At 64.1% G+C, this 22,510-nt stretch carries 20 protein-coding genes and 2 pseudogenes; 8 read left to right on the forward strand and 14 right to left on the reverse strand.

Features of this window, described 5'->3' with window-relative positions:
- Positions 1–107 precede the first annotated feature (107 nt).
- Positions 108–293 (forward strand): hypothetical protein, encoded by a 186-nt coding sequence (locus HAP54_RS37735; RefSeq protein WP_029082652.1) that lies wholly within the window; start codon positions 108–110, stop codon positions 291–293.
- Positions 294–703: 410 nt separating this feature from the next.
- On the opposite strand, the gene gyrA is transcribed toward HAP54_RS37735, so the two are convergent.
- From gyrA to HAP54_RS37750, 3 genes are all read right to left on the reverse strand, one after another.
- Positions 704–3,430 (reverse strand): DNA gyrase subunit A, encoded by a 2,727-nt coding sequence (gyrA, locus tag HAP54_RS37740; protein WP_166295756.1) that lies wholly within the window; start codon positions 3,428–3,430, stop codon positions 704–706.
- A gap of 212 nt (positions 3,431–3,642) precedes the next feature.
- Positions 3,643–4,041, reverse strand: coding sequence for a DUF2306 domain-containing protein (locus HAP54_RS37745; protein ID WP_166306783.1), 399 nt, complete (start codon positions 4,039–4,041; stop codon positions 3,643–3,645).
- Between the two features lie 252 nt (positions 4,042–4,293).
- Positions 4,294–4,776 carry a single-stranded DNA-binding protein gene (locus HAP54_RS37750; protein ID WP_166295759.1) on the reverse strand — a complete coding sequence of 161 codons (483 nt, stop codon included), beginning with the start codon at positions 4,774–4,776 and terminating at the stop codon, positions 4,294–4,296.
- Between the two features lie 454 nt (positions 4,777–5,230).
- On the opposite strand from HAP54_RS37750, the gene HAP54_RS37755 reads away from it, so the two are divergent.
- The 4 genes and pseudogenes from HAP54_RS37755 to HAP54_RS37770 all read left to right on the forward strand — a co-directional run bounded on the left by HAP54_RS37755 (position 5,231) and on the right by HAP54_RS37770 (position 10,863).
- Complete coding sequence (locus HAP54_RS37755) at positions 5,231–5,974, forward strand: outer membrane protein (protein WP_166306786.1); 744 nt, start codon at positions 5,231–5,233, stop codon at positions 5,972–5,974.
- 305 nt (positions 5,975–6,279) lie between these two features.
- Positions 6,280–6,937, forward strand: a pseudogene (locus HAP54_RS37760) (outer membrane protein).
- Between the two features lie 255 nt (positions 6,938–7,192).
- Positions 7,193–10,177: an excinuclease ABC subunit UvrA gene (gene uvrA, locus HAP54_RS37765; protein ID WP_166295762.1), complete on the forward strand. Its 2,985-nt coding sequence runs from the start codon at positions 7,193–7,195 to the stop codon at positions 10,175–10,177.
- A gap of 116 nt (positions 10,178–10,293) precedes the next feature.
- A complete protein-coding gene (locus HAP54_RS37770; protein ID WP_166295765.1) occupies positions 10,294–10,863 on the forward strand; it encodes a tetratricopeptide repeat protein in 570 nt (189 codons plus the stop codon).
- A gap of 120 nt (positions 10,864–10,983) precedes the next feature.
- On the opposite strand, the gene HAP54_RS37775 is transcribed toward HAP54_RS37770, so the two are convergent.
- The 5 genes and pseudogenes from HAP54_RS37775 to HAP54_RS52650 all read right to left on the reverse strand — a co-directional run.
- On the reverse strand, positions 10,984–11,307 hold the full coding sequence (locus tag HAP54_RS37775) for a PRC-barrel domain-containing protein (RefSeq protein ID WP_166205151.1): 324 nt from the start codon (positions 11,305–11,307) through the stop codon (positions 10,984–10,986).
- Positions 11,308–11,458: 151 nt separating this feature from the next.
- Positions 11,459–12,394, reverse strand: a complete 936-nt coding sequence (locus tag HAP54_RS37780; protein WP_166295768.1) for a cytochrome D1 domain-containing protein — start codon at positions 12,392–12,394, stop codon at positions 11,459–11,461.
- A 2-nt stretch (positions 12,395–12,396) separates the two neighbouring features.
- Complete coding sequence (locus tag HAP54_RS37785; RefSeq protein ID WP_166295771.1) at positions 12,397–12,936, reverse strand: SRPBCC family protein; 540 nt, start codon at positions 12,934–12,936, stop codon at positions 12,397–12,399.
- Between the two features lie 143 nt (positions 12,937–13,079).
- Complete coding sequence (locus HAP54_RS37790; protein WP_414646233.1) at positions 13,080–13,622, reverse strand: AAA family ATPase; 543 nt, start codon at positions 13,620–13,622, stop codon at positions 13,080–13,082.
- Positions 13,620–13,724, reverse strand: a pseudogene (locus tag HAP54_RS52650) (AAA family ATPase); the annotation flags it as partial. The gene HAP54_RS37790 and the pseudogene HAP54_RS52650, both read right to left, overlap by 3 nt.
- 557 nt (positions 13,725–14,281) lie before the next feature.
- Between HAP54_RS52650 and HAP54_RS37795 the strand changes: the two are divergent.
- Both HAP54_RS37795 and HAP54_RS37800 read left to right on the forward strand, forming a co-directional pair.
- Positions 14,282–14,533 (forward strand): hypothetical protein, encoded by a 252-nt coding sequence (locus HAP54_RS37795; RefSeq protein WP_166295777.1) that lies wholly within the window; start codon positions 14,282–14,284, stop codon positions 14,531–14,533.
- Positions 14,534–14,887: 354 nt separating this feature from the next.
- Positions 14,888–15,834 (forward strand): IS630 family transposase gene (locus tag HAP54_RS37800; RefSeq protein WP_166293531.1). Its coding sequence is split into 2 segments (ribosomal slippage): positions 14,888–15,227 and positions 15,227–15,834, totalling 948 coding nucleotides; the frame shifts between segments, so codons are not numbered across the junction.
- A gap of 514 nt (positions 15,835–16,348) precedes the next feature.
- Here HAP54_RS37800 and HAP54_RS37805 read toward each other — a convergent pair.
- The 4 genes from HAP54_RS37805 to HAP54_RS37820 all read right to left on the reverse strand — a co-directional run bounded on the left by HAP54_RS37805 (position 16,349) and on the right by HAP54_RS37820 (position 20,595).
- Positions 16,349–17,224: a PCC domain-containing protein gene (locus HAP54_RS37805; protein ID WP_166295780.1), complete on the reverse strand. Its 876-nt coding sequence runs from the start codon at positions 17,222–17,224 to the stop codon at positions 16,349–16,351.
- Between the two features lie 4 nt (positions 17,225–17,228).
- Positions 17,229–18,869 (reverse strand): acyl-CoA synthetase, encoded by a 1,641-nt coding sequence (locus HAP54_RS37810; RefSeq protein ID WP_166295783.1) that lies wholly within the window; start codon positions 18,867–18,869, stop codon positions 17,229–17,231.
- Between the two features lie 205 nt (positions 18,870–19,074).
- Complete coding sequence (locus HAP54_RS37815; RefSeq protein WP_166295786.1) at positions 19,075–19,476, reverse strand: SPW repeat protein; 402 nt, start codon at positions 19,474–19,476, stop codon at positions 19,075–19,077.
- A gap of 174 nt (positions 19,477–19,650) precedes the next feature.
- On the reverse strand, positions 19,651–20,595 hold the full coding sequence (locus HAP54_RS37820; RefSeq protein ID WP_166295789.1) for a tetratricopeptide repeat protein: 945 nt from the start codon (positions 20,593–20,595) through the stop codon (positions 19,651–19,653).
- A 100-nt stretch (positions 20,596–20,695) separates the two neighbouring features.
- Here HAP54_RS37820 and HAP54_RS37825 point away from each other — a divergent pair, with 100 nt between their 5' ends.
- Positions 20,696–20,968 (forward strand): GNAT family N-acetyltransferase, encoded by a 273-nt coding sequence (locus HAP54_RS37825; RefSeq protein WP_166295791.1) that lies wholly within the window; start codon positions 20,696–20,698, stop codon positions 20,966–20,968.
- A gap of 11 nt (positions 20,969–20,979) precedes the next feature.
- On the opposite strand, the gene HAP54_RS37830 is transcribed toward HAP54_RS37825, so the two are convergent.
- On the reverse strand, positions 20,980–21,771 hold the full coding sequence (locus tag HAP54_RS37830) for a fumarylacetoacetate hydrolase family protein (RefSeq protein WP_166295794.1): 792 nt from the start codon (positions 21,769–21,771) through the stop codon (positions 20,980–20,982).
- Positions 21,772–21,873: 102 nt separating this feature from the next.
- Positions 21,874–22,281: a DUF3597 domain-containing protein gene (locus HAP54_RS37835; protein ID WP_029082671.1), complete on the reverse strand. Its 408-nt coding sequence runs from the start codon at positions 22,279–22,281 to the stop codon at positions 21,874–21,876.
- Positions 22,282–22,510: the final 229 nt, after the last annotated feature.

The following is a 22,510-nucleotide window of genomic DNA, read 5'->3' on the forward strand; positions in this document are numbered from 1 at the left end:
GCGGCTTGCCAGCGCGAGTCGAACCCGACGAATGTTCGAGTCGGATGCTTGAAAGCCTCCTCCGTGCGTTCGACACAGTTTCGGAACGCGCTCACCGAAAGACCCTGATGCAAAATCTCTCGCCTCGCCACGTCAAGACTGAAGAGTCCGTCCGCCTCGGCGTGATTTCCGGTTGGTACTCCACAAAGGTCAGCGGAACATTCGTGACGGGCCCGCATGACACCGAAGCCGATTGCCTGCGTAAAATCGCCGAGATCGATCCGCCACCGCCGCCGCCGAAGAAGAAGAGATAACCCCTGCTCGACCAAATCGGCCGCACTGGCAGACGGGCCGCCCAGGACGCATATCGGCAAGATGGCCAAACAAAGCCGCGTTCGCCTCCTTGAGGTTACCGTGATTGCGCAGAACGAGCCCACGCGCTGGAAATGGTATATTTCCGAAGGCGGTCTTGAGCTCGTGCACGGCTACGCGACGTCACGCGAAACAGCGCAAAGAGACGGCGATAACGCACTGTTCACAATGCTATCTGCCTCCCAAACGCCCTGAGCGGGTCGCTTTTCGACGAACAGAGAAGCAAGTGCCTCAAGCTCGGCGAAACGACGCACAGGCGCAGCCCGGCCCGCCCAGGCAATCAGGCATGTATCAACCCGCGGCGGGGGCCTGACCTCGAGCCGCATGCAACGAACCACGTTCGAGAACGGCCTTACTCGCCGTTGCCGTTCGCGCCGTTTTCCTCTTCTGGAATATGCTCGACCGAGACCACGTGCTCGTCCTCGGCGGTGTCGAACACGATCACGCCCTGGGTGGAGCGGCCGGCGACGCGGATGTCGGCCACCGGGCAGCGGATCAGCTGGCCCTTGTCGGTGACCAGCATGATCTGGTCGGCGTCCTCGACCGGGAACGACGCCACCAAATTGCCGTTGCGGTTGTTGACGCTCATCGCGACGATGCCTTTGCCGCCGCGGCCGGTGGTGCGGTACTCGTAGGACGAGGTCCGCTTGCCGAAGCCGTTGACGGAGACCGTGAGCACCACCTGCTCGGCCGCCGACAGCTCGGCATAGCGCTCCTGCGACAGCTGGATCGCATTCGCCGCCTCTTCGCCTTCCGCCTCGACCGGCTCCTCGGCCCCAGTCTCGCCGGCCACCGCGCGGCGCATCTTCAAGTACGCCGAGCGCTCGTCCGAGGTCGTCTCGACATGGCGCAGGATCGAGAGCGAGATCAGCTTGTCGGCGTCGGCCAGTGCAATGCCGCGCACGCCCATCGAGGTGCGGCCGGTGAAGACGCGCACATCGGTGACCGGGAAACGGATGCACTGCCCGCCCGCGGCGGTCAGCAGCACGTCGTCACGCTCGGTGCAGATCTGCACGTCGACGATCGCCTCGCCCTCCCCGAGCTTCATGGCAATGATGCCGGAGCGGCGGACATCGACGAAGTCGGACAGCTTGTTGCGGCGAACGGTGCCGCTGGTGGTCGCGAACATCACGTCGAGATTGCCCCAGGAGGATTCATCCTCCGGCAACGGCATGATCGTGGTGATACGCTCGCCCTGCTCCAGCGGCAGGATGTTGATCAGCGCCTTGCCGCGCGCGTTCGGCGCTGCCATCGGCAGCCGCCAGACCTTCTCCTTGTAGACCTGGCCGCGCGAGGAGAAGAACAGCACCGGCGTGTGGGTGGAGGCCACGAACAGGCGCGAGACGAAATCCTCGTCGCGGGTCTGCATGCCGGCGCGGCCCTTGCCGCCGCGGCGCTGCGCCCGGTAGGCCGAGAGCGGCACGCGCTTGACATAGCCGGCGTGCGACACCGTCACGACCATGTCCTCGCGCTGGATCAGGTCCTCGTCCTCGACCTCGCCTTCCTGCTCGATGATCACGGTCTTGCGCGGGGTTGCGAACTGCTGCTTCACCTCGGCCAGTTCGGTCTTGATGATCGCCTGAACGCGGGCGCGAGACCGCAGGATGTCGAGATAGTCGGCGATCTCCGCCGCGAGCTTGTCGAGCTCTTCGGAGATCTCGTCCCGCCCCAGCGCGGTCAGGCGCTGCAGCCGCAGGTCGAGGATCGCCTTGGCCTGCTCCATCGACAGCCGGAGCGTACCGTCGTCATTGATGCGATGCCGGGGATCGTCGATCAGCGTGATCATCGCCTCGACGTCGCGCGCCGGCCAGTCGCGCGACATCAGGGACTCGCGCGCCGTGTTCGGATCGGGCGAGGTTCTGATGACGCGGATCATTTCATCGATATTGGCGACCGCGATCGCAAGGCCGACCAGGATATGGGCGCGGTCGCGCGCCTTGCCGAGCAGGAATTTGGTCCGCCGGGTCACCACCTGCTCGCGGAACGCGACGAAGATGGTGAGCAGGTCCTTCAGATTCATCGTCTGCGGACGACCGGAATCCAGCGCCAGCATGTTGGCGGGGAAGTTCGACTGCAGCGGCGTGAACCGATAGAGCTGGTTGAGCACCACATCGGGCACCGCTTCGCGCTTCAGCTCGATGACGACGCGATAGCCGTCGCGGTCGGACTCGTCGCGCAGATCGCCAATGCCCTCGATCTTCTTCTCTTTCACCAGGTCGGCGATACGCTCGACCATCGTCGCCTTGTTCACCTGATAGGGAATTTCGGTGATGATGATCGCTTCACGGTCCTTGCGGATGGTGTCGATCGCCACCTTGCCGCGCATTACGATCGAGCCGCGGCCAAGGTGATAGGCCGAGCGGATGCCCTGGCGTCCCAGGATGACGCCACCGGTTGGGAAATCCGGTCCCGGAATGATGTTGATGAGCTCGTCGATCGAAAGCGCCGGGTTGTCGATCAGCGCCACACAGGCGTCGACGACCTCGCCGAGATTGTGCGGCGGGATGTTGGTCGCCATGCCGACCGCGATGCCGCCCGCGCCGTTGACCAGAAGGTTCGGGAACCTGGCCGGAAGAACCGACGGCTCCTGCTCGGAATTGTCGTAGTTCGGCTGGAAATCGACGGTTTCCATGTCGATGTCGGCGAGAACGGCGAGCGCCGCCTTCGTCAGCCGTGCCTCGGTATATCGATAGGCCGCAGGCGGATCGCCGTCGACCGAGCCGAAATTGCCCTGTCCGTCGATCAGCGGCACGCGCAGCGAGAAGTCCTGCGCCATCCGGACCATCGCGTCGTAAATCGACTGGTCGCCGTGCGGGTGATATTTACCGATCACGTCGCCGACGACGCGCGCGGATTTTACGTACTTCTTGTCCGGCGTATGTCCCTGCTCATGCATCGAGTAGAGAATGCGCCGGTGCACCGGCTTGAGCCCGTCGCGCGCATCGGGCAGCGCACGCGACACGATCACGCTCATCGCGTAATCGAGGTAGGACTTCTTCATCTCGTCGAGAATGGAAACGGGACGAATATCTGAGGGCACCGGCGGCTCGCCGGGCTTGTCGTCTTCGGGTTCGGACAAAGGGGAAATCCGGTCAGTTCTGCTGGGGAATCATATAGCGTATCGAGGGCCTGATAACCACCCTTACGCGGCTCCGGCAAGCCGTTTTTCCCTTCATTTTTTCATGCACTTACCGGCGACATTGCAGGTTCCCGGCGGGCCCGCTCTGCGTGGCGAATGCGAGCTGGCGAAGACCGGGCGGAACCGGCTTCGCAATGCCCTCTTTCGCACCTTCATTGGCCGAAAATCACCGCGTGCATGATCCGCCCGGGCATGAAGGTGAACAGCCCGGCAATGACCAGCGCGCCGAAGAAAATGCCGATCATCGTGAACTTGTGGCGGCGGACATTGTGGCTCCGTGCCGCCGTCACGCCGAGCACCAGCATCGCCAGCGAGAAGATCGACAGCAGGTGGATCGGGCTCCACGGGCCCAGCAGCCGGATCTGGTGGATCCAGAACGAGCTCCCGGCGACGATCAGCATCAGGATCACCCAGATCCAGCCGAGCGTCCGGTGCGGCAGCGTGCCCTTCGGTGCGGCGAGCTGAATCGAGCCGAGCACGAAGGCGGCCATCGCCGCGAAGGCATGGAGCGGGATCGCAGGCGCAGCGTCGAGCAATGGCGCGAGGCTCATGATGGCGGCCCTCGGGTGATGCGCGCGGCCAGGCATCGCTCGCCGCAGGCCGATGTAAATATCATTCACATCAGCCTGTGTCAAAGCACGGGGAACCCGCGAAGGCCTCTTCCGATAATCACGTAATATCAGATTGATACGAGGTTATCCTCGTAATCCACGCAAATGACTTCCCTCGCGCGTTGTACCGCCGCCCCGGGAAATGATCTTCACGGGGGTGACGCCTGACAAAATGTGGGAGGCGCGATCCCGTCAGAACGGGATGTCGTCGTCCATATCGCTGTTGCGGCCGCCGGCGGCGACTGCACGGCGCGGCGCCGAGCTGACCGGTCCGGCCGAGCCGAAATCGCTGCCGCCATCATCGGAGAAGCTGCCGCCGCCGCTGCGCCCGTCGAGCATCGTCAGGTTGGAGTTGAAGCCCTGCAGCACGACCTCGGTCGAGTACTTCTCGACGCCGCTCTGGTCGGTCCATTTGCGGGTCTGCAACTGACCCTCGATGTACACCTTGGCGCCCTTCTTCAGATACTGCTCGGCGACCTTGCAGAGACCTTCGTTGAAGATCACGACGCGGTGCCACTCGGTCTTTTCCTTGCGCTCGCCGGTGCCCTTGTCGCGCCAGGTTTCCGAGGTGGCGATCGACAGATTTGCGATCGGACGGCCGTCCTGCGTCCGCCGGATTTCCGGATCCTTGCCGAGGTTTCCAACCAGGATCACCTTGTTCACGCTTCCCGCCATCGCATCATCTCCACTCAAAAACCGGGCGCCGGACATCGGCCGCCACTCTCAACCTTCGCCACTTACGTTGCAGGCGTCGTGGATGCCCCTATACGCCGGCGCCGGCCCGACGCCTTTGCCGTCGCGCGGTTATCCACGATTATTGAGATCGAGATATAGCATCGCCGCCGGCATTGTTCCAGTTTTGTTCACCACAACCTGCCGTAGCAGCCGGCGACGGCGTTGGCGTGGCCGCCGGTCACAGGATCAGCGGTTGCCTCGCGGTGATCACTCAGAAAACTTGCAACAAAATCAGCACCTTGCGCTGTCGGCACTTCTTCCGCGAGTGTTGCATTTGGGAGACGGCGTTTCCGGTTGAATCAGCGTATAGATTCCAACCATGGCGCGGGCGCTCGCGTCTGAGATCGTGCTTCGGGACCAGTTGGAAGCCGATTTGGGAAGCGGGGGATTGATGATGAAGAAGTTTTTGCTCGCGACCGTTGCTCTGATTGCCTTCGCCGCGCCGGCGGCGGCGGCCGATCTGGCTGCCCGCCCCTATACCAAGGCGCCGCCGATGATCGCCGCCGTCTATGACTGGAGCGGCTTCTATATCGGCGCCAACGGCGGTTGGGGTTCGAGCCACAATTGCTGGGATCAGCTCCCGGGCGGCACTTTCATCGGATCGGATGGTTGCCACGATGCGACGGGCGGCGTCGCCGGTGGTCAGATCGGCTATCGCTGGCAGGCGGGCACCTGGGTGTTCGGCCTCGAAGCGCAGGGCGACTGGGCTGACCTGAAGGGCAGCAACGGCAGCGCGATCTTCCCGGGCCTGTTCACCAACCAGAGCAAGATCGACGCGTTCGGCCTGTTCACCGGCCAGATCGGTTACGCCGTCAACAACGTGCTGCTCTACGCCAAGGGCGGTGCAGCGCTGACCGACAACCGCTTCAGCACCTACTTCACGCCGACCGGCGCGCTCGGCGGCCGCGCCACCGACACCCGCTGGGGTGGCACCATCGGCGCCGGCATCGAAGTCGGCTTCGCGCCGAACTGGACCGCTGGTATCGAATACGACCACCTGTTCATGCAGGACAAGACCTACAACCTCACCACCCCGAATGGCGCGCTGTTCAGCACCATCCGCGACCGCCAGGACGTCGACCTCGTCACCGTCCGCGTGAACTACAAGTGGGGTGGCCCGGTCGTTCCGCGCTACTGATCGCACGCAGCGGATTTGATCCAGACGAAAGGCCGGCGTTGCGCCGGCCTTTTTGTTTGCGCGATCGAACGGCCGAACGCCCCGGTCCATAGCATCGGAGACCGGAGCCAGCCTCGCGCCGGCTCTCCTATTGGTACGTGCGCACCTCGCGCGCTCGTTTTCCGTGCATTGTGGTTTCCCGGTTACACAACCTCCGCGATTTCTGTGTAGAAACTTTTGCTCGTCACGCAACATTGCCGTGACGCTCCCTCCAATGTTTGGAGGGACAAGAAAATGGGCAAGAAAACGGGACTCGGACTTTGAAAATCAGGAATGTTTTGCTGGCATCGGCCGGCATGCTCGCACTGAGCACTTTTGCACCTGCGATGGCCGCCGACATGGCTGCACGCGCCCCCTACGTGAAGGCTCCGCCGCCGGCCGCGATCTACAACTGGACCGGCTTCTACATCGGCGGCTTCGGTGGCTATGCCAGCGAGGATTCCGGCAATCCGAATGGAAGGCGGCTTCGGTGGCGGCACCATCGGCTACAACTGGCAGGCCAGCAACATCGTGTACGGCCTTGAGGCCGACGGCGCCTGGGCTGACGTCAATGCCTCCGCCACCGGCTTTGGCATCACCGCGACGAGCAAGATCGACGCGCTCGGCACCGTGCGCGGCCGCCTCGGCTTCGCGGTCGACAAGGTGCTGTTCTACGGCACCGGTGGCTATGCCTGGATCGACAACAAGATTACCCTTAGCGGCTTCGGCCTGACTACCTCGCAGAGCAACTTCCACTCCGGCTGGACCGTCGGCGCTGGCATCGAAGCCTTCATCGCGCCGCAGTGGTCGATCAAGGGCGAGTACCTGTATCGCAGCCTGAGCAGCGAAAACTACTTCGGCGTGCCCTCCGGCGACCTCAACCTGCACAGCGTCCAGTTCGGCGTGAACTATCACTTCGGCGGCCCGATCGTCGCCAAGTACTGAGCCAGGGACTGGTCGTTTCGCTACGACCTCACACGGAAGGCCGGCGCCTAACGCCGGCCTTTTTCGTTGCCGGAACCAGCCCTGCTGACGGCTGCTGCCATCGGGCAAACTATCCGTTGATGGAGACGACTCAGCACTAGAAATCTGCCGCCGTTCTTCCTACGTTCCAGTCTTCTCACCCATCGGCGCAAGGTCCCGGCAGCACCGGCGATGCGCGCCCAAAAGGCGCCCGATCATGCGCCCGGAATTGTCGCAATGGATGAAGTGCTCAAGGCGAAGCGCCAACAGAACGCCGGCTCCTCATCGCGCGCCATCACGATCCGCGGCGCGCGCGAACACAATCTGAAGAACATCGACGTCGAGATTCCGCGCGACAGACTGGTCGTGTTCACCGGCCTGTCCGGCTCGGGCAAGTCGTCGCTCGCGTTCGACACCATCTATGCCGAGGGCCAGCGCCGCTACGTCGAGTCACTTTCGGCCTATGCGCGCCAATTCCTCGAGATGATGCAGAAGCCCGACGTCGACCAGATCGATGGCCTGTCGCCTGCGATCTCGATCGAGCAGAAGACCACGTCGAAGAATCCGCGCTCCACCGTCGGCACCGTCACCGAGATCTACGACTACATGCGCCTGCTCTGGGCGCGCGTCGGCGTGCCCTATTCGCCGGCCACGGGGCTGCCGATCGAAAGCCAGATCGTCTCGCAGATGGTCGACCGCGTGCTGGCGCTGCCGGAAGGCACCCGCCTCTATCTGCTGGCGCCGGTCGTGCGCGGCCGCAAGGGCGAGTACAAGAAGGAGCTCGCCGAGTACCTCAAGAAGGGTTTTCAGCGCGTCAAGATCGACGGCACCTTCTACGAGCTGTCGGAGGCGCCGGCGCTCGACAAGAAATTCCCGCACGATATCGACGTCGTGGTCGACCGCATTGTGGTGCGCCCCGACCTTTCGCAGCGCCTCGCGGAGAGCTTCGAGACAGCACTGAAGCTCGCCGAGGGCCTCGCGGTGATCGAATATGCCGACGCGCCGGCGGCCGCGCAGGACGAGAAGAAAGAGGACAAGAAGAAGACCGCAAAGATCCACGACAAGAGCGGCCCCGAGCGCATCCTGTTCTCGGAAAAGTTCGCCTGTCCGGTTTCGGGCTTCACGATCCCCGAGATCGAGCCGCGCCTGTTCTCATTCAACAATCCCTATGGCGCGTGTCCCGCCTGCGGCGGCCTCGGCGTCGAGCAGCATATCGACGAGGACCTCGTCATCCCCGATAAGGAGCTGACCTTGCGCAAGGGCGCAATCGCGCCCTGGGCCAAGTCGTCCTCGCCCTATTACATCCAGACCCTGACCGCGCTCGGCAAGCACTACAAGTTCACGCTCGACACCAAGTGGAAGGACCTGCCCAAGAAGGTGCAGGCCGCGCTGCTGCACGGCTCCGGCGACGACGAGATCAAGTTCTCCTATGAGGACGGGGTGCGCTCCTACGACACCAAGAAGCCGTTCGAGGGCGTCATCACCAACATCAACCGCCGCTATCGCGAGACCGAGAGCGAGTGGGCGCGCGAGGAGCTCGGCAAGTATTTCTCCGACGTGCCCTGTGCCGGCTGCAACGGTTACCGGCTGAAGCCCGAGGCGCTGTGCGTCAAGATTGGGGCTAAGCACATCGGCGAGATCTCCGAGCTCTCGGTGAGGCGCGCCGGCGAATGGTTCGAGACGGTGCCGGCGGCACTCAACGCGCAGCAGAACGAAATCGCCGCGCGTATCCTCAAGGAGATCCGCGAGCGCCTGACCTTCCTGCTCGACGTCGGCCTGAATTACCTGACGCTGTCGCGCTCCTCCGGCACGCTGTCGGGCGGCGAGAGCCAGCGCATCCGCCTGGCGTCGCAGATCGGCTCGGGCCTGACCGGCGTGCTCTACGTGCTGGACGAGCCGTCGATCGGCCTGCACCAGCGCGACAACGCCCGCCTGCTCGACACGTTGAAGCGGCTGCGCGACCTCGGCAACACGGTCGTGGTGGTCGAGCATGACGAGGACGCCATCCGCCTCGCCGATTATGTGCTCGACATCGGCCCCGGCGCCGGCATGCATGGCGGCCACATCGTGGCCGAAGGCACGCCCGACCAGATCATGCGCAACCCGAAATCGCTGACCGGCAAATATCTGACCGGCGAGCTGTCGGTTGCGATCCCGGACCGGCGGCCGCCGAACCACCGCCGCACCATCAAGGTGATCAACGCCCGCGGCAACAATCTGAAGAACGTCTCGGCCGAGATCCCGCTCGGCCTGTTCACCTGTGTCACCGGCGTCTCCGGCGGCGGCAAGTCGACATTGCTGATCGACACGCTGTACCGCGCGATCGCCCGCAAGCTCAACAACGCCAGCGAAGGCGCCGCACCTCACGACCGCATCGAGGGCCTCGAGCACATCGACAAGATCATCGACATCGATCAGTCGCCGATCGGCCGCACGCCGCGCTCCAACCCTGCGACCTATACCGGCGCCTTCACGCCGATCCGCGAATGGTTCGCCGGCCTGCCCGAGGCGAAGGCGCGCGGCTACGAGCCCGGGCGCTTCTCCTTCAACGTCAAGGGCGGCCGCTGCGAGGCCTGCCAGGGCGACGGCGTCATCAAGATCGAGATGCACTTCCTGCCCGACGTCTACGTCACTTGCGACACCTGCAAGGGCAAGCGCTACAACCGCGAGACGCTGGAGGTGCTGTTCAAGGGCAAGAGCATCGCCGACGTGCTCGACATGACGGTCGAGGAAGCCGCCGACTTCTTCAAGGCGGTGCCGCGGGTGCGCGAGACCTTCCAGACCTTGCACCGCGTCGGCCTCGACTACATCCATGTCGGCCAGCAGGCCACCACGCTGTCCGGCGGCGAAGCCCAGCGCGTCAAGCTCGCCAAGGAATTGTCAAAGCGCGCCACCGGCCGCACGCTCTACATCCTGGACGAGCCGACCACCGGCCTGCACTTCCACGACGTGGCAAAGCTGCTCGAGGTGCTGCACGAGCTGGTCGCGCAGGGCAACACGGTTGTCGTGATCGAGCACAATCTCGAGGTCATCAAGACCGCCGACTGGGTGATCGACCTCGGCCCCGAAGGCGGCGACGGCGGCGGCGAGATCGTCGCCTGGGGCCCGCCGGAGGACATCGTCAAGGCGCCACGCAGCTACACCGGCAAGTTTCTGGCGCCGGTGCTGAAGAAGGCCAACAGCAAGCCGAGGAAGAGCTCAGCGAGCGAGGCGGCGGAGTAGATTGGGATCCCTGATGTCCCAAGGCGTCAAAACACTTCTGGCTTGCTCTTATAGGTGTTGACTGGTTCCGAAGGCAATCTTGGTCGCAAGAAGATCAGACCGAATTTTGGCACCGCTTGCGCAAAGCGCGAGAACAAAATCGGCCGCAGTATGTCTTTATCCAAGGCTTCACGCTATTGGAGACAGGTCCTCAATACTACGCCAGCGCGATAGAGCTTTTCGACTACGTGATCGATCGTTACTCAGATTCGATCAGATTCGTACAAGCGCTCTCCGCAAAAGCCGACTGTCTTGCCGCGTCGGGGGACATTGAGGGCGCCCTCGCGTACTATGAACGCGCGATCCAGACGATGCGCATCAAGCCATATAATCAGACATGGGCATGGCTTGATTTTGTGTGGATCGTCGCGACAAACGAACTCTCGAACTACTACGAGACGGCCCTCGCGATACTTGATGAGTTCGGAAGTCAACCACCATTGTTTCCAGTTACTGCGTTCCGCTTCTACGGCAGCCGCGCCCTCATTCAGAGTGCTTGCGGACTGACCGACTCGGCCAGGAACGCCGCACGCACGGCTCTTGCTGCCGCGGACAAAGAGGTATCCGGACTGCGGTATCATCCGAAGCTCGGCGTCATAGGGTCAAGTTACCGCGACATCAGGGAACGACTTGCCGCGATCGTATAGCAAGCAAGTAGCCCGGATGAGCGAAGCGATATCCGGGGACCTGCTGTCAACGATGACAGCTGATCCCGCATGTCGCTTCGCTCATGCGGGCTACGACGTTCGGACAACCTCAGCCTCTCGCTACACCGCCCAGTAATTCGGGTGCGTGTAGCGGTCGCCCCAGTCGAAGGCGTCGCCGTCCAACTCGGACGGCCCTGTGCGCAGGTCCTCCAGCGTCACCTCGGCCTCGAAGGCCTGCCGCTCGGGATCAAATCGCAGCGCGGTCCATCTGACGGGATAGTGGTGGTGGGTACTCAGCACGCCGCCGGTCTTGATCACGGCGTAGGCCACCGTTCCGCTCACCTTGTCGAGCATCAGCCGCTCGATCGATCCGAGCTTCGTGCCGTCGCGCCCGAACACGCAGACATGCTCGACGCGGTCGCTGGGCACCAAGGTATGATGCATGGCATCCTCCCTGTCTTCCCTTGTTCGGCGGAGATTATAGCACCAGCGCACGCCGGATGTGCAGACAAGTAGCCCGGATGAGCGCAGCGATATCCGGGAAGATCGCGTCAAATCGTCCCGCACGTCGCTTCGCTCATGCGGGCTACAGCCCCTACTCCGTCCTCCTGAGAAACGCCCCGAACGCCCTTGGCCCGTCGCCGACCTTGATCTCGCCGACCACCTTCAGCTCGGCGGCATCGATCACACTGAGCGTGTTGCTCTCCCAGTTCGCGACCACGATCCGTTTGCCGTCGGCCGTCGCCTCGATGCCTTCGGGGTAATCGCCGACAGTGATCCGCTTCAATGGCTGCAAGGTCGCGAGGTCGAACACGCTGACCTTGCCGTCATACTGGTCGGTGACGAAACCGCGGCCCTGCGCCAGCGCCACGGCGTAGGGGCGCAGGCCGACATGGACGCGGCCGATTTCGCGCGCGGTCGCGATGTCGATCACGGAGACGTCGTTGGAGCCGACATTGGCGGTGTAGGCGCGCTTGCCCTCGGCGTCGATGGTGACGCCGAACGGACGGGTGCCGACCTTCACGATCCCTCTCCGCTCGCGCGTCGAGGTGTCGATGATCGAGACGCTGTCATCGTCGCGGTCCGCCGAGAGCAGCAAGCGCCCATCCGGCGTCACGGCGAGCCCGGACGGCGATGCGCCGACCGCGATGCTGGCGGCGACCCGCTGTTCCCTGGCATCGATCACCCGTATCGCGGCGGCGTACCAGTCGGCGACATAGACCGTTGCCCCGTCGGGCGCGACCGCGATGCCGAGCGGCCCGCCGCCGACATCGACCCGGCCGACTACTTTTCGCGCTGACGCATCGACCACGGTCAGCGCCTTGGCGTCGGGGCTCGTCACATAGGCGAAGCGGCCGTCATTGCTGACGGCAACGCCCGCCGGCTTGCCGCCGATCGCGATGGTCGCGACCGGTTTCGACGTCGCGAGATCGACCACCGTCAGATCGTCGCTGAGCTGGTTGGTGACGAACGCCTCCTCGGCATGGGCGGTGCCGAGGCCGAGCAGCGCCGCGACAACGATCGCCCGCATGCTCAGCTTCCGCTCTCGATCTTCTTCTTCAGCGCCTCAAGGCCGGTGCGGTAAAGCCCGGAGACCGCCTTCACCGCGGCTTCGTCGCTCAGCTCCGGCGGCGGGTCGTTGTTGGGAAAACCGCGATAGAACGCGCCGGTCCATTCCAGCTTCGTCTTGCCGCCGGGCGCCGGCGACAGCGACAGCGTCGAGGAATAATTGGTGACCGGCAGCACCTTCACGTCGACCGCCGTGATCCGGTACGAATAGCTCATCATCTCGGGCTCGTATTTGTAGAGTTCCTCGTCGACGGTGGCACCGGGCGAAAGCGTCAGCCGCCGCGTGGCGCCGATCTCGTTGCCCTTCTCGCCTTCGGTCTTGGTGACGCCGGCAAGCCAGCTCATGTCCTGGAAATTGCCGATCACCGCCCACACCTTGGCCTGCGGCGCGTCGATCTCGATGGATTCCCGCACCTTCTGCCGGGTCGGCCCGTGGGCCCAGGCGGCCCCCAGCACGGCCAATGCCGCCACCACGACGCCAGCTCGCGCGATCGCTCTCCTCATGTCCTCTCCCTGATCTGTCGGCCTGCCAAGTGGGTGCCGAAGCTTATGGGGCGAGGTTTAGACCGGATCGGGGACCGGCCGCTTGCACCAGAGCGAAGTCGCAGGCGCGTTCTTCCCCGGGAGGCAAGCCTGACTGGCCCCCCTCACTCCGCGATTGCCGCCTCGACGAACCCCTTCGGGTCGTCGCAGAATTCGCGCACGACCTTGTAGTGATCCGTATCCCTCAGGTTCACCGGCTCGAGCCCGTATTTCGTCAGCCGCAGCAGCGTTGCGTTGGGATAGGCCATCAGGATCGGCGCGTGCGTTGCCATGATGACCTGACAATTGCCGGACCTGTCCATCTGCTGCAGCAGTTTGAGAAATTCGATCTGGCGCGCGGGCGACAGCGCCGACTCCGGTTCATCGAAGATGAAGATGCCTTGCCGCTGGCAGCGCTCCTCGAAGAAGCGCAGAAAGCCTTCGCCATGCGAATGCGATAGGAAGTCGGCATAGGGGCTGGCGACGGAGTCGAGATATCTGGCGACCGAGAAGAAGCTCTCGGCGCGGAAGAACCAACCTTTGGTGATTTTCGGCAGCCAGCTCGCGCGGAGCGCGGTCGCAAGCGAGCCTCCCATCTTCTCGACCGCGTTGCCGTGATCGACCGGCATGTAGCCCTTGCCGCCGCCGGCGTCGTCATAGCCGGCCATCACGGCGATCCCCTCGAGCAGCGTCGACTTGCCGGTGCCGTTCTCGCCGACGATGATGGTGATGGCCTTGTCGAAGCTCAGCTCGAAATCGTCGCGCAGCAGCGGCAGCACGAACGGGTAGGCCTCGCGGTTGGGAATACGCGCGGGGTCGAGCCAGACCCGCCGCAGGTATGGCGCGGGCATGTTAATCGGGCGGTTTCGTCCTCTGGCCATTCGTCCTGCCTCCCAGCGCTCAGCGGCCGCGCCAACCAAGGTCTCAGATGGCCACAGCACCGTCAAGAACATAACAGGAACGATGCGGTGACAGACACGCGCCGCCGCCTCGCGTCGCGGCCCTGTCGCGCGCATGCCAGTTGGGGAACCCCGGCCATATTTTGGCCATAGCCTATTTCTTAAAGGCCTGAGCGGGCCATGTTCCCGCCTCGCGAGCGTCGCCGGACCGATGCGGTCCCTTCGCTACCAAACGCAGATTATCGCTGCGCCCCTCCCCACACCAAGGATCCTCTGCCAACAACAAGAAGGACTTTGTAATGCGTAAACTTCTGACTGCGGTTGCCGTGCTTTCGGCCCTTGCTTCTTCTGCCGCCGAAGCCCGCGGCCATCACCGTCATCGGCATCATGCACATTCCGGCCGTCCAGCCGCGTGGTGCGGATGGTTCATGCGCACCCAGGTCGGTAGCGATCCGGGTCCGCAGTTCAACCTGGCGCGATCCTGGGCGCGATACGGCAGCAATGCGGGTGGCCCTTCGGTCGGCGCGATCGTGGTTTGGCGTCACCACGTCGGCAAGATCGTGGGCCAGCAGAACGGCCAGTGGATCGTACAGAGCGGCAACGACGGCCATGCCGTGCGCACACGGCCACGATCACTCGCTGGCGCCATTGCGTTCCGAAACGCATACGCTTCGTTCTAGGGGAACCACGGTCGTATTGCCCGCCGGTATACGAACCGTTCATAACGGCTGCCTACGCTGAGCGCGGGCTTCGCCCTGAGGCCCTCAGACGGGCGTCGTCGCCTGAGTTGACCAGGCGGCGGCGCTTGGCCTGTGGTCGCTGCGATCAAGTTGCGCGCGCGGTGGTGGCAGCCTGAGAAGCCGCAATATGCCTGGACGCCGAGCGCGCAGTCGACGAATGCGTGTGAAGCGGACGGTGAAGTCGTGTGGTCCTGACGCCCTAGAGCATTTTCCGACCGGAATGAATCGGGTGGGGATTCCCAAAACGGCGCGAGTCAGATTCAAGCTGCATGCTGGCGAGGGAGGCCAGCATGTATGGCCAGGGCGCTTTCGGTTGATCTTCGTCAAAGGGTGATAGCCGCGATTGACGGTGGCATGTCCTGTCGACAGGCTGCTGAGCGCTTTGGTGTCAGCGCGGCCAGTGCGATCCGCTGGCGCGGTCGCCTCAAGGAAGTTGGCGACATCGTTCCTAAACGCCAGGGCGGTGACCGCAAATCGCAGCGCATCGAAGCGCATTCGCAATTGATTCTGGAGGCAGTGACAGCGAAGCCGGATATCACGCTCGCCGAGTTGCGAGAACTGTTGAAACGTCGTGGAATATCGACTGGCATCGCGTCGCTCTGGCGTTTTTTCCAGCGCAGAAAGATCACACTTAAAAAAAGACAGCGCACGCCGCCGAGCAACGGCGCGGCGATATAAATGCCGCGCGTGAGGAGTGGTTCGAAGGGCAAATCGATCTTGACCCTGAGCGTCTCGTCTTCATCGACGAAACCAGCGCCAACACCAAAATGGCGCGGCTTTACGGCCGCTCGCCACGCGGCGAGCGATGTCGTGCAGCTATCCCACACGGACATTGGAAGACGACGACATTCACCGCTGGATTGCGCTCCGACGGTCTGATCGCGCCGCTTGTTCTGGACGGTCCAATGGATGGCGACGCTTTCCTGGCCTACGTCGAGCAATTGCTCGCCCCATCGCTGCGGCCGGGCGATACCGTTATCATGGACAACTTGCCCGCTCACAAGGTCCATGGCGTTCGAGAGGCCATCCGGGCGGTCGGAGCAAGCCTGCTCTATCTTCCGCCCTACAGTCCAGACTTCAACCCGATCGAAATGGCCTTCTCTAAACTGAAAGCCCTGTTGCGGGCCGCCGCAGCGCGCACCATGCCCGATCTCTGGCAAGCAATCGCCAACGCTCTCAAGCGCTTCTCACCCGAGGAATGCCAAAATTATCTCGTCGCGGCTGGTTACGACGCAACGTGATCGGAAAATGCCCTAGCGGCCGGTGTCCCCTTGTAAGACGCAATTGCGTGTTGCGAAGGCGGTGACAAGCAAGCCCAGTCTCGCCGGGGAGAGCACGTATAAGCCGTAGCCCATCGCGCAGGGAAAGCCGGATTGCTCCGGTTACACCTGTGGTCCTACCCCCGAGCTTTCTACCCATTGCTCGGGGCCCATGGGTGCGATCGGCACCCGGCTTTCCCTGCGCCCTCTGCTCGATGAGAGGGTGAAACGAAGAGCAAAGCTCGGGCAAATCATGTCGCGAGAATGCCATGTATGACTCGCAGACCGCGCAACACACTCCGTGTCGTCCCGGCGCAGGCCGGGACCCATAACCACGAGTGCTGATTGTTGCGCTACGCTGGAACGACGGGTGCCGTTCACTACATCTGCCGCGGCGTATGGGTCCCGGCCTTCGCCGGGACGACGACGGTGAAGCGGCGATATCGGTCCCTGCTTTCGAAAGCAGGGACAACCCGACCGAGACAACACCCCACCCCTAAGGCCGCTCCGTCTCTTCCAGCACCTCGAGCGCCAGCTCCATCGTCATCAGCACCGGATTGTCGCCGCGCACCAGATGTCCCTCGGCGATGCCGCCGAGATAATCGACCAGCGCGATGTCGAGCTCGGCGTGCAGCCGGCCATCCGCATCAGGCGCAATCTCGCCTGCGGTCACCGCAAGCTCGGTCGCGAACGGCACCACGCTGTGGCCGTCGGTGAAGATGGCGCCGATGGTCGAGCCGACACCACCATGAACTCGCGCGCGCAGGATGCCGTGCTGGCGGCAAAAGCCTTCCAGCGCGCAGGCAAAATCCTGGTTCGGCCGCAGCCGCAACGCGTAGGCATGGCGCGTGGTCTTCGCCCCGCGCGGCTCGGTTGCGACCGGACCGAACAGCTTGAAATTGGTCTCGCTGTCGGGCTCCGCCAGAAACGTCGCGCCGTCGATCCCGAACGCATTCACCTCGAACGGCTCGGCGACGATGGTCTCATCCGGCAGCATGTGGCCGCCGTTGAAGCGGCCACAGGCCTCGGTCCACAATCCGTGACAGTGAAAGAACGGTGCGCCGTCTCGTTCGCCGAAGGTCAGCGCCGCGAGCTTGAGCCGCGTCACGCCATCAGGGCGGAATGTGTCGCTGTAGAACGCTGCGTTGACGCCATCCTTCGACAGCGCCGGCATCACATAGGCGAACGGGCCGAGCGCGCCGGCCTTCGTGCTCAGCACGCCGCCGGCAAATCCTTCCGCCGCAAAGCCGCGGCGCACGGCCTCGAGCAAGGGAATGCCGGCCTCCAGCACGAATGAAAAGGCGCGGCCGCGCGCGGCGACCCATTGGATGCGCTCGGGGGTGGGAGCGCCAGGCTGGGCGATGCTGCGCATCGCCTCACGCACCCGTCGATTTGGCGATCACCTCGAGCAGCCCGCGCGCCTCGAGCTCGTCGCGGATCAGCCGCTTCGGCACCTTGCCGTAACCCGACTTCGGCAGCGCCTCCCAGAAGAAGAAGCGCTTCGGCATCTTGTAGCGCGGCACTTTTGGCGCGAGATACGCCGCAAGCTCCGCCTCGCCGACGGCCTCGGTGCCCTCGCGCGCGACGCAGACGGCGACGCCGACCTCGCCCCAGAACGGATCGGGCACGCCGAGCACCGCGACCTCGCCGACCGCAGGATGCGTCAGCAGCTTCTCCTCGATCTCGCGCGGATAGATGTTGGAGCCGCCGGAGATGTACATGTCGGAGGCGCGGCCGGTGATGTAGACAAAGCCCTCCTCGTCGATATGGCCGAGATCGCCGGTGCGGAACCAGCCGTCGCGAAACGCCTTCGCATTGGCCTCGGGGTTGTCGTAATAGCCGGCGAACACGCCGGGGCCGATCACGCAAATCTCGCCGGTCTCGTGCGGCTTCAGCTCGCACCCGTCGTCGCCCTGGATCGAGACCTGCATGCCGGTGCGCTCGAAGCCGCAGGTGCCGATCCGCGCATGCGGGCCGTCCTCGGGATCGTGCAGGCCGGGCGGCAGCACGGTGATATTGCCGGTGACCTCGCCGAGCCCGAAATACTGCACCAGCACACCGCCGAGCTTGCTCAGCGCCGCCTTCTGGTCCTCGCGATACATCGGCGCGCCGGCGTAGATGATGTAGCGCAGCGAGGAATGATCGTGCTGGTCTACAGCGGGATGCTCGACCATCATTTTCAGGATGGTCGGCACCGTGAACATGTTGCTGACGCGGTGCTTGGCGATCAGGCGGAACGCCTCCGCGATGTCGAATTTTTCCGACGGCAGCAGGATGGTCGGCACGCCGCGCGCGGTCTGCACCAATTGATGCACGCCGGCGCCATGCGACAGCGGCGCCACCACCAGCGAGGCGTCGTCTTCGGTGGTGCCGGGCATCAGGTCGGCGAGATGGTTGGTGATCACGAAGGCCATCTGGCCATGGGTCAGCACCGCGGCCTTGGAGCGGCCGGTGGTGCCGGAGGTGAAGAAGAACCAGCAGGGGTCGTCGTACTCGATCGCGACGTTCTCGACCGCAGCGCCGGCGTGTTTGGCGATGACGTCACCGAGCGTCGCCTCGCCGAACGTGCCCTCCTCGCCGATCCGCCAGACGAATTCGAGCGCGGGATTGGCGGCCGCCTTGGCGTGCTCGGGGAAATCGCTGTGGCACAGAAACGCCTTGGCGCCGGAGGCTGCCGCCAGATAGGCGACCTCGTCCGGCATCAGGCGGAAATTGGTCGGCACCCAGACCGCGCCGAGCCGGAAGGCCGCGAACATCGACCAGAACATCTCGTCGCAGTTCTTGGAATGCACCAGGATACGGTCGCCCTTGACGATGCCGCGCGCGGCGAGCGCCGCCGCCAGCGCCGAGACGTTCTGGTCGATATGGCGCCACGACCAGGCCTTCTCGTTCCAGATGAAGCCGGGGCGATCGCCGTGGCGGCGGGCGTTCTGGGTCAGGATGTAGGCCAGGTTCATCACCCGGCGCGACACCCGCGCGATCCCGCCGCGCGGCGCGGTCGAAGCCTCCCTGCTCATTGCTGCCCCGCCAACACGCACAGCAGACTGGGCAGGATCAGGACGGTCATCGGGTGTTTCCTCGGTCAGAACCGGGCGTCTTCAAGCGCCGCAAGGGGATGGTGCTGTCCGGTTTATCGCCAAGCCGCAGCCTTCGGCAAGGCCCGCCCGCCGCAGCGCCATGATACCGCGGCGGCGGTCAATCCGTTGGTCTTGGACCGGACCGCTACTGCGGATGCCTGGCCAGTTCCTGCTCGCTCAGGTTCCAGTCCTGCCAGAGCTGCAACGCGCCGATCATGGCGACCAGCGCGCCGAGCAGGATGTGCCAGAACTGCAGCGCCTGATCTTCGGAGTAGCCGAAGACCAGCGGCGATGCCATCAGCCAGAGGCCGAGCAAGATGCTCGCCACCTCCTCCCAGCGATGCAGTGCGACATATTCGAGCTGGGAGACGCCCAGCACCAGCATCCCGACCATGAAGCTGTTGAGGACGAGATGGCTGCGCTCGATATCGACGGCGCCGCTGACCTGCATCGGAAACCAGGGCGAGACCATGATCAGCACGCCGAGCAGCATGCCGACCCAGTCCTCCCAGGGGCGATGTATGTTGAAGAAACGATTGTTCGACATGACCAACCTCCTTGCGACAAGGGGCATACGTCAGCGGCCACTCCGTACCGACAGACCATCCGGCCGCGTCAGGGGCGTATGTCTGATATCAAACCTAATCGAACCGTATCGGCCCGCAAGGCCCTGGCAAGCTGTGTGCGACGCGGCAGAAGCGCCGGCCGACCGGATCGAACCTCACCGTGCCGCGCCGAGGCGCTCCAGCGCCTCCTGGGCGGTCTTGAGATCCGGCCGCAGCTCGAGCGCCTTGCGGAAATCGGCCGCGGCCCCCTTCTTGTCGCCAAGCTGAATCTTGCCTAGCCCGCGGTTGCTCCAGGAATAGGCGTCATTCGGATCGTATTGCAGCGCCTTGTCGTAATCGGCGATCCCGCCCTTGATGTCGTCCTGATAGAGGCGGATCAGGCCGCGGTTGCGCCAGCCGCGCGCGTCCGTCGGCGCGATCTTCGCCGCCTCGCCATAGTCGGCAGCGGCGCGGTCGAGCTGATTGATGTCGCGATAGACATTGCCGCGGTTGATATAGGCGAGCACGTTGGGCTCGAGCTTGATCTCAGTGGTGTAGTCGGCGATCGCATGCGCCGCATCGCGCTTGCGGAAATAGGCAAAGCCCCGATTGCCATAGGCGGTCGCGAGCTGCGGATTGTATTTGATGGCGAGGCTGAAATCGGCCAGCGCACGGTCGAGATCGCCCTTGGTAGCCCAGGCGTCGCCGCGATTGTTGTAGGCCAGCGCGAAGGTCGGATCGATACGGATCGCCTCGTCGTAGTCGGCCATCGCATGATCGAGATCGCGCTTGAAGGCGTAGACGCGGCCGCGATTGGAATAGGCGCAGGCGTAGGCAGGATCGAGCTTGATCGCCTCGTTGAGGTCGGCGAGCGCGGCGTCGAGCTCGCGCTTCTCGGTCAGGCCGTGGCCGCGGTTGCAATAGGCCCCGGCCAGCCGCTTGCCGGTCTCGGTCTTGCCGTCGATCACGGCGTTGCAGGCCGTCACACGGTCACCCGGCGCCGTCGTCAGGCCGACGCAGGCCTGCCAGTTCGGATCGTCGCCGGCGGCGGCTTGCCGCAGATTTGGCAGCGTCAGGGCGGCGCCGAGCAATGCGGCGGTCAGGCAGGCCAAAATGCGCATATCGTCAATCCACAAATGCCAATTTGCGGGTTGGTCGCGGCTTTGCACCGGCGGGTTCACGCGCTTAGATCAGGGCCTGTGAATCAACCGGGATTTTGCGATGGCTGCCGTCCGCGACAACAAGGCCGAGAGGCGCTTCGAGCTCGACACCGAGGGCGGTACAGCCTTTGCGAACTACCGGCGAACGCCGTCGGCCGTGATCATCACCCATACCGAGACGCCCCGCGCCCTGCGCGGCCGCGGCATCGCCTCGGAGCTGGTCAAGGGGGCGCTGGAGCTGATCCGCGCCGACGGCCACAAGGTGATCGCCGGCTGCGGCTTCGTGGTGGACTATCTCGGCAAGCATCCGGAATATGCGGATCTTGCGGGCTAGCGCCTTATCCGTCAGACGATCTTGATCGACATGTCCGGCACGCCCTCGAGCTTGCAGAGCAGCACGTCGCCCTTGACGACCGGGCCGACATTCTCCGGCGTGCCGGAATAGATGATGTCGCCGGCCTTCAGCTCGAACGCCTCGGACAGCTTTGCGATCTGCTCGGCGACGCTCCAGATCATGTTCTTCAGATCCGAGCTCTGCCGCACCGTACCGTTGATCGCGAGCGAGATCGCGCCTTGCGTGAAGTGGCCGATCTTATCAGCCGGGTGGATCGGCCCAAGCACCGCCGCGTGGTCAAAGCTCTTGCCGATCTCCCACGGCTTCTTCTCCGCGGCCATGCCGTTCTGCAGATCGCGCCGCGTCATGTCGAGCCCGAGCGCGTAGCCATAGACGTGATCGAGCGCCTTCTCGGCAGGGATATTGGTGCCGCCGGATTTCAGCGCCGCGACCAGCTCGACCTCGTGGTGGTAATTCTTGGTCAGCGAGGGATAGGGATGATCGGCGACGGTACCAACGGCGACGTTCTGGATCGCGTCGGTCGGCTTCTGGAAGAAGAACGGCGGCTCGCGCGTCGGATCGGAGCCGCGCTCGATCGCGTGCGCCGCATAGTTGCGGCCGATGCAGTAGATGCGGCGGACCTGGAACACCTCGGCCTCGCCGACGATCGGGATCGTCACCGCCGGCACCGGAAATATCGCCTTCGGTCCGGCCTGCGCGTGGGCCGGCGCGGATTGCGCGGCGGCGCCGGCCAGTGCAAAGGCGCCGGTCGCAAGCATGGTCCGGCGGTCGAGATCAGTCATGGGCGTTCTCCTTGTTGTTGGCCGATCTATAGATGTTCGCCGCCCCATGAAAAAGGGCCCGCGCTGGCGCGGGCCCTGGCCGTGTGCGGGATCGCTGTCCCGTCAGTGCTTGATATCAGGAGGCAGCTTGCCGCCATTGGCGGCGAGCTTACCCATCACCTGCTTGTGCAGCCAGATGTTCATGCTGGCGGAATCGCTGGTGTCGCCGGAATAGCCGAGCTCCTTGGCGAGCTCCTTGCGGGCCGACAGGCTGGAATCGATGTCGAGCGCCTTCATCAGGTCGACGATCGAGGTCCGCCACTCGAGCTTCTCGCCCTTCGCGGCGACCGCCTTGTCGAGGATCGGGGCGACGTCAACGGACTGGGCGGGCGCCGCACCGGCCGGCACTGCGGCGGGAGACGGCGACGTGCTGCCGGATCCTCCGGCGGGAGCTGTGGTGGTGCCGCCGGCGGGCGCGGCACTCGCGCTGCTGCCGAAGATCGCGCCCATGATTTTTCCGAAAATGCTCATCGTTCGCTCCCAAGAGAGTTGAGATGTGAAGGCCAGACGGCGCTGGGACGCCTGACCGAGGTCGCCGATAAAGTGTATCGCCCCCACCATAGCCTGCCAATGCGACATTTCACTTAAGCGTGAGTGCTTTTGGCGCGGTTTGGGAGTAGCCTCAATGCACAGTTCGCGACACGGCCAGTTCCCTGCTTTGTCTTTCGCGTCTGGCTTGCTCGTGATCGTTTCGAGAGGC

Origin of the sequence: Bradyrhizobium sp. 2S1 (assembly GCF_011516625.5) — a bacterium.
GTDB lineage: Bacteria > Pseudomonadota > Alphaproteobacteria > Rhizobiales > Xanthobacteraceae > Bradyrhizobium > Bradyrhizobium septentrionale.

Excerpts from the sequence above, each read along its gene's own strand:
- HAP54_RS37835 (WP_029082671.1), bottom strand. The coding sequence starts at position 22,281 with ATGAGCATTTTCGGAAAAATCATGGGCGCGATCTTCGGCAGCAGCGCG.
- HAP54_RS37810 (WP_166295783.1), bottom strand. The coding sequence starts at position 18,869 with ATGAGCAGGGAGGCTTCGACCGCGCCGCGCGGCGGGATCGCGCGGGTG.
- HAP54_RS37780 (WP_166295768.1), bottom strand. The coding sequence starts at position 12,394 with ATGCGGGCGATCGTTGTCGCGGCGCTGCTCGGCCTCGGCACCGCCCAT.
- HAP54_RS37755 (WP_166306786.1), top strand. The coding sequence starts at position 5,231 with ATGAAGAAGTTTTTGCTCGCGACCGTTGCTCTGATTGCCTTCGCCGCG.
- HAP54_RS37735 (WP_029082652.1), top strand. The coding sequence starts at position 108 with ATGCAAAATCTCTCGCCTCGCCACGTCAAGACTGAAGAGTCCGTCCGC.
- HAP54_RS37785 (WP_166295771.1), bottom strand. The coding sequence starts at position 12,936 with ATGAGGAGAGCGATCGCGCGAGCTGGCGTCGTGGTGGCGGCATTGGCC.
- HAP54_RS37750 (WP_166295759.1), bottom strand. The coding sequence starts at position 4,776 with ATGGCGGGAAGCGTGAACAAGGTGATCCTGGTTGGAAACCTCGGCAAG.
- HAP54_RS37820 (WP_166295789.1), bottom strand. The coding sequence starts at position 20,595 with ATGCGCATTTTGGCCTGCCTGACCGCCGCATTGCTCGGCGCCGCCCTG.
- uvrA (WP_166295762.1), top strand. The coding sequence starts at position 7,193 with ATGGATGAAGTGCTCAAGGCGAAGCGCCAACAGAACGCCGGCTCCTCA.
- HAP54_RS37795 (WP_166295777.1), top strand. The coding sequence starts at position 14,282 with ATGCGCACCCAGGTCGGTAGCGATCCGGGTCCGCAGTTCAACCTGGCG.
- HAP54_RS37790 (WP_414646233.1), bottom strand. The coding sequence starts at position 13,622 with ATGGCCGGCTATGACGACGCCGGCGGCGGCAAGGGCTACATGCCGGTC.
- HAP54_RS37805 (WP_166295780.1), bottom strand. The coding sequence starts at position 17,224 with ATGCGCAGCATCGCCCAGCCTGGCGCTCCCACCCCCGAGCGCATCCAA.
- HAP54_RS37775 (WP_166205151.1), bottom strand. The coding sequence starts at position 11,307 with ATGCATCATACCTTGGTGCCCAGCGACCGCGTCGAGCATGTCTGCGTG.
- HAP54_RS37830 (WP_166295794.1), bottom strand. The coding sequence starts at position 21,771 with ATGACTGATCTCGACCGCCGGACCATGCTTGCGACCGGCGCCTTTGCA.
- HAP54_RS37815 (WP_166295786.1), bottom strand. The coding sequence starts at position 19,476 with ATGTCGAACAATCGTTTCTTCAACATACATCGCCCCTGGGAGGACTGG.
- HAP54_RS37745 (WP_166306783.1), bottom strand. The coding sequence starts at position 4,041 with ATGAGCCTCGCGCCATTGCTCGACGCTGCGCCTGCGATCCCGCTCCAT.
- HAP54_RS37825 (WP_166295791.1), top strand. The coding sequence starts at position 20,696 with ATGGCTGCCGTCCGCGACAACAAGGCCGAGAGGCGCTTCGAGCTCGAC.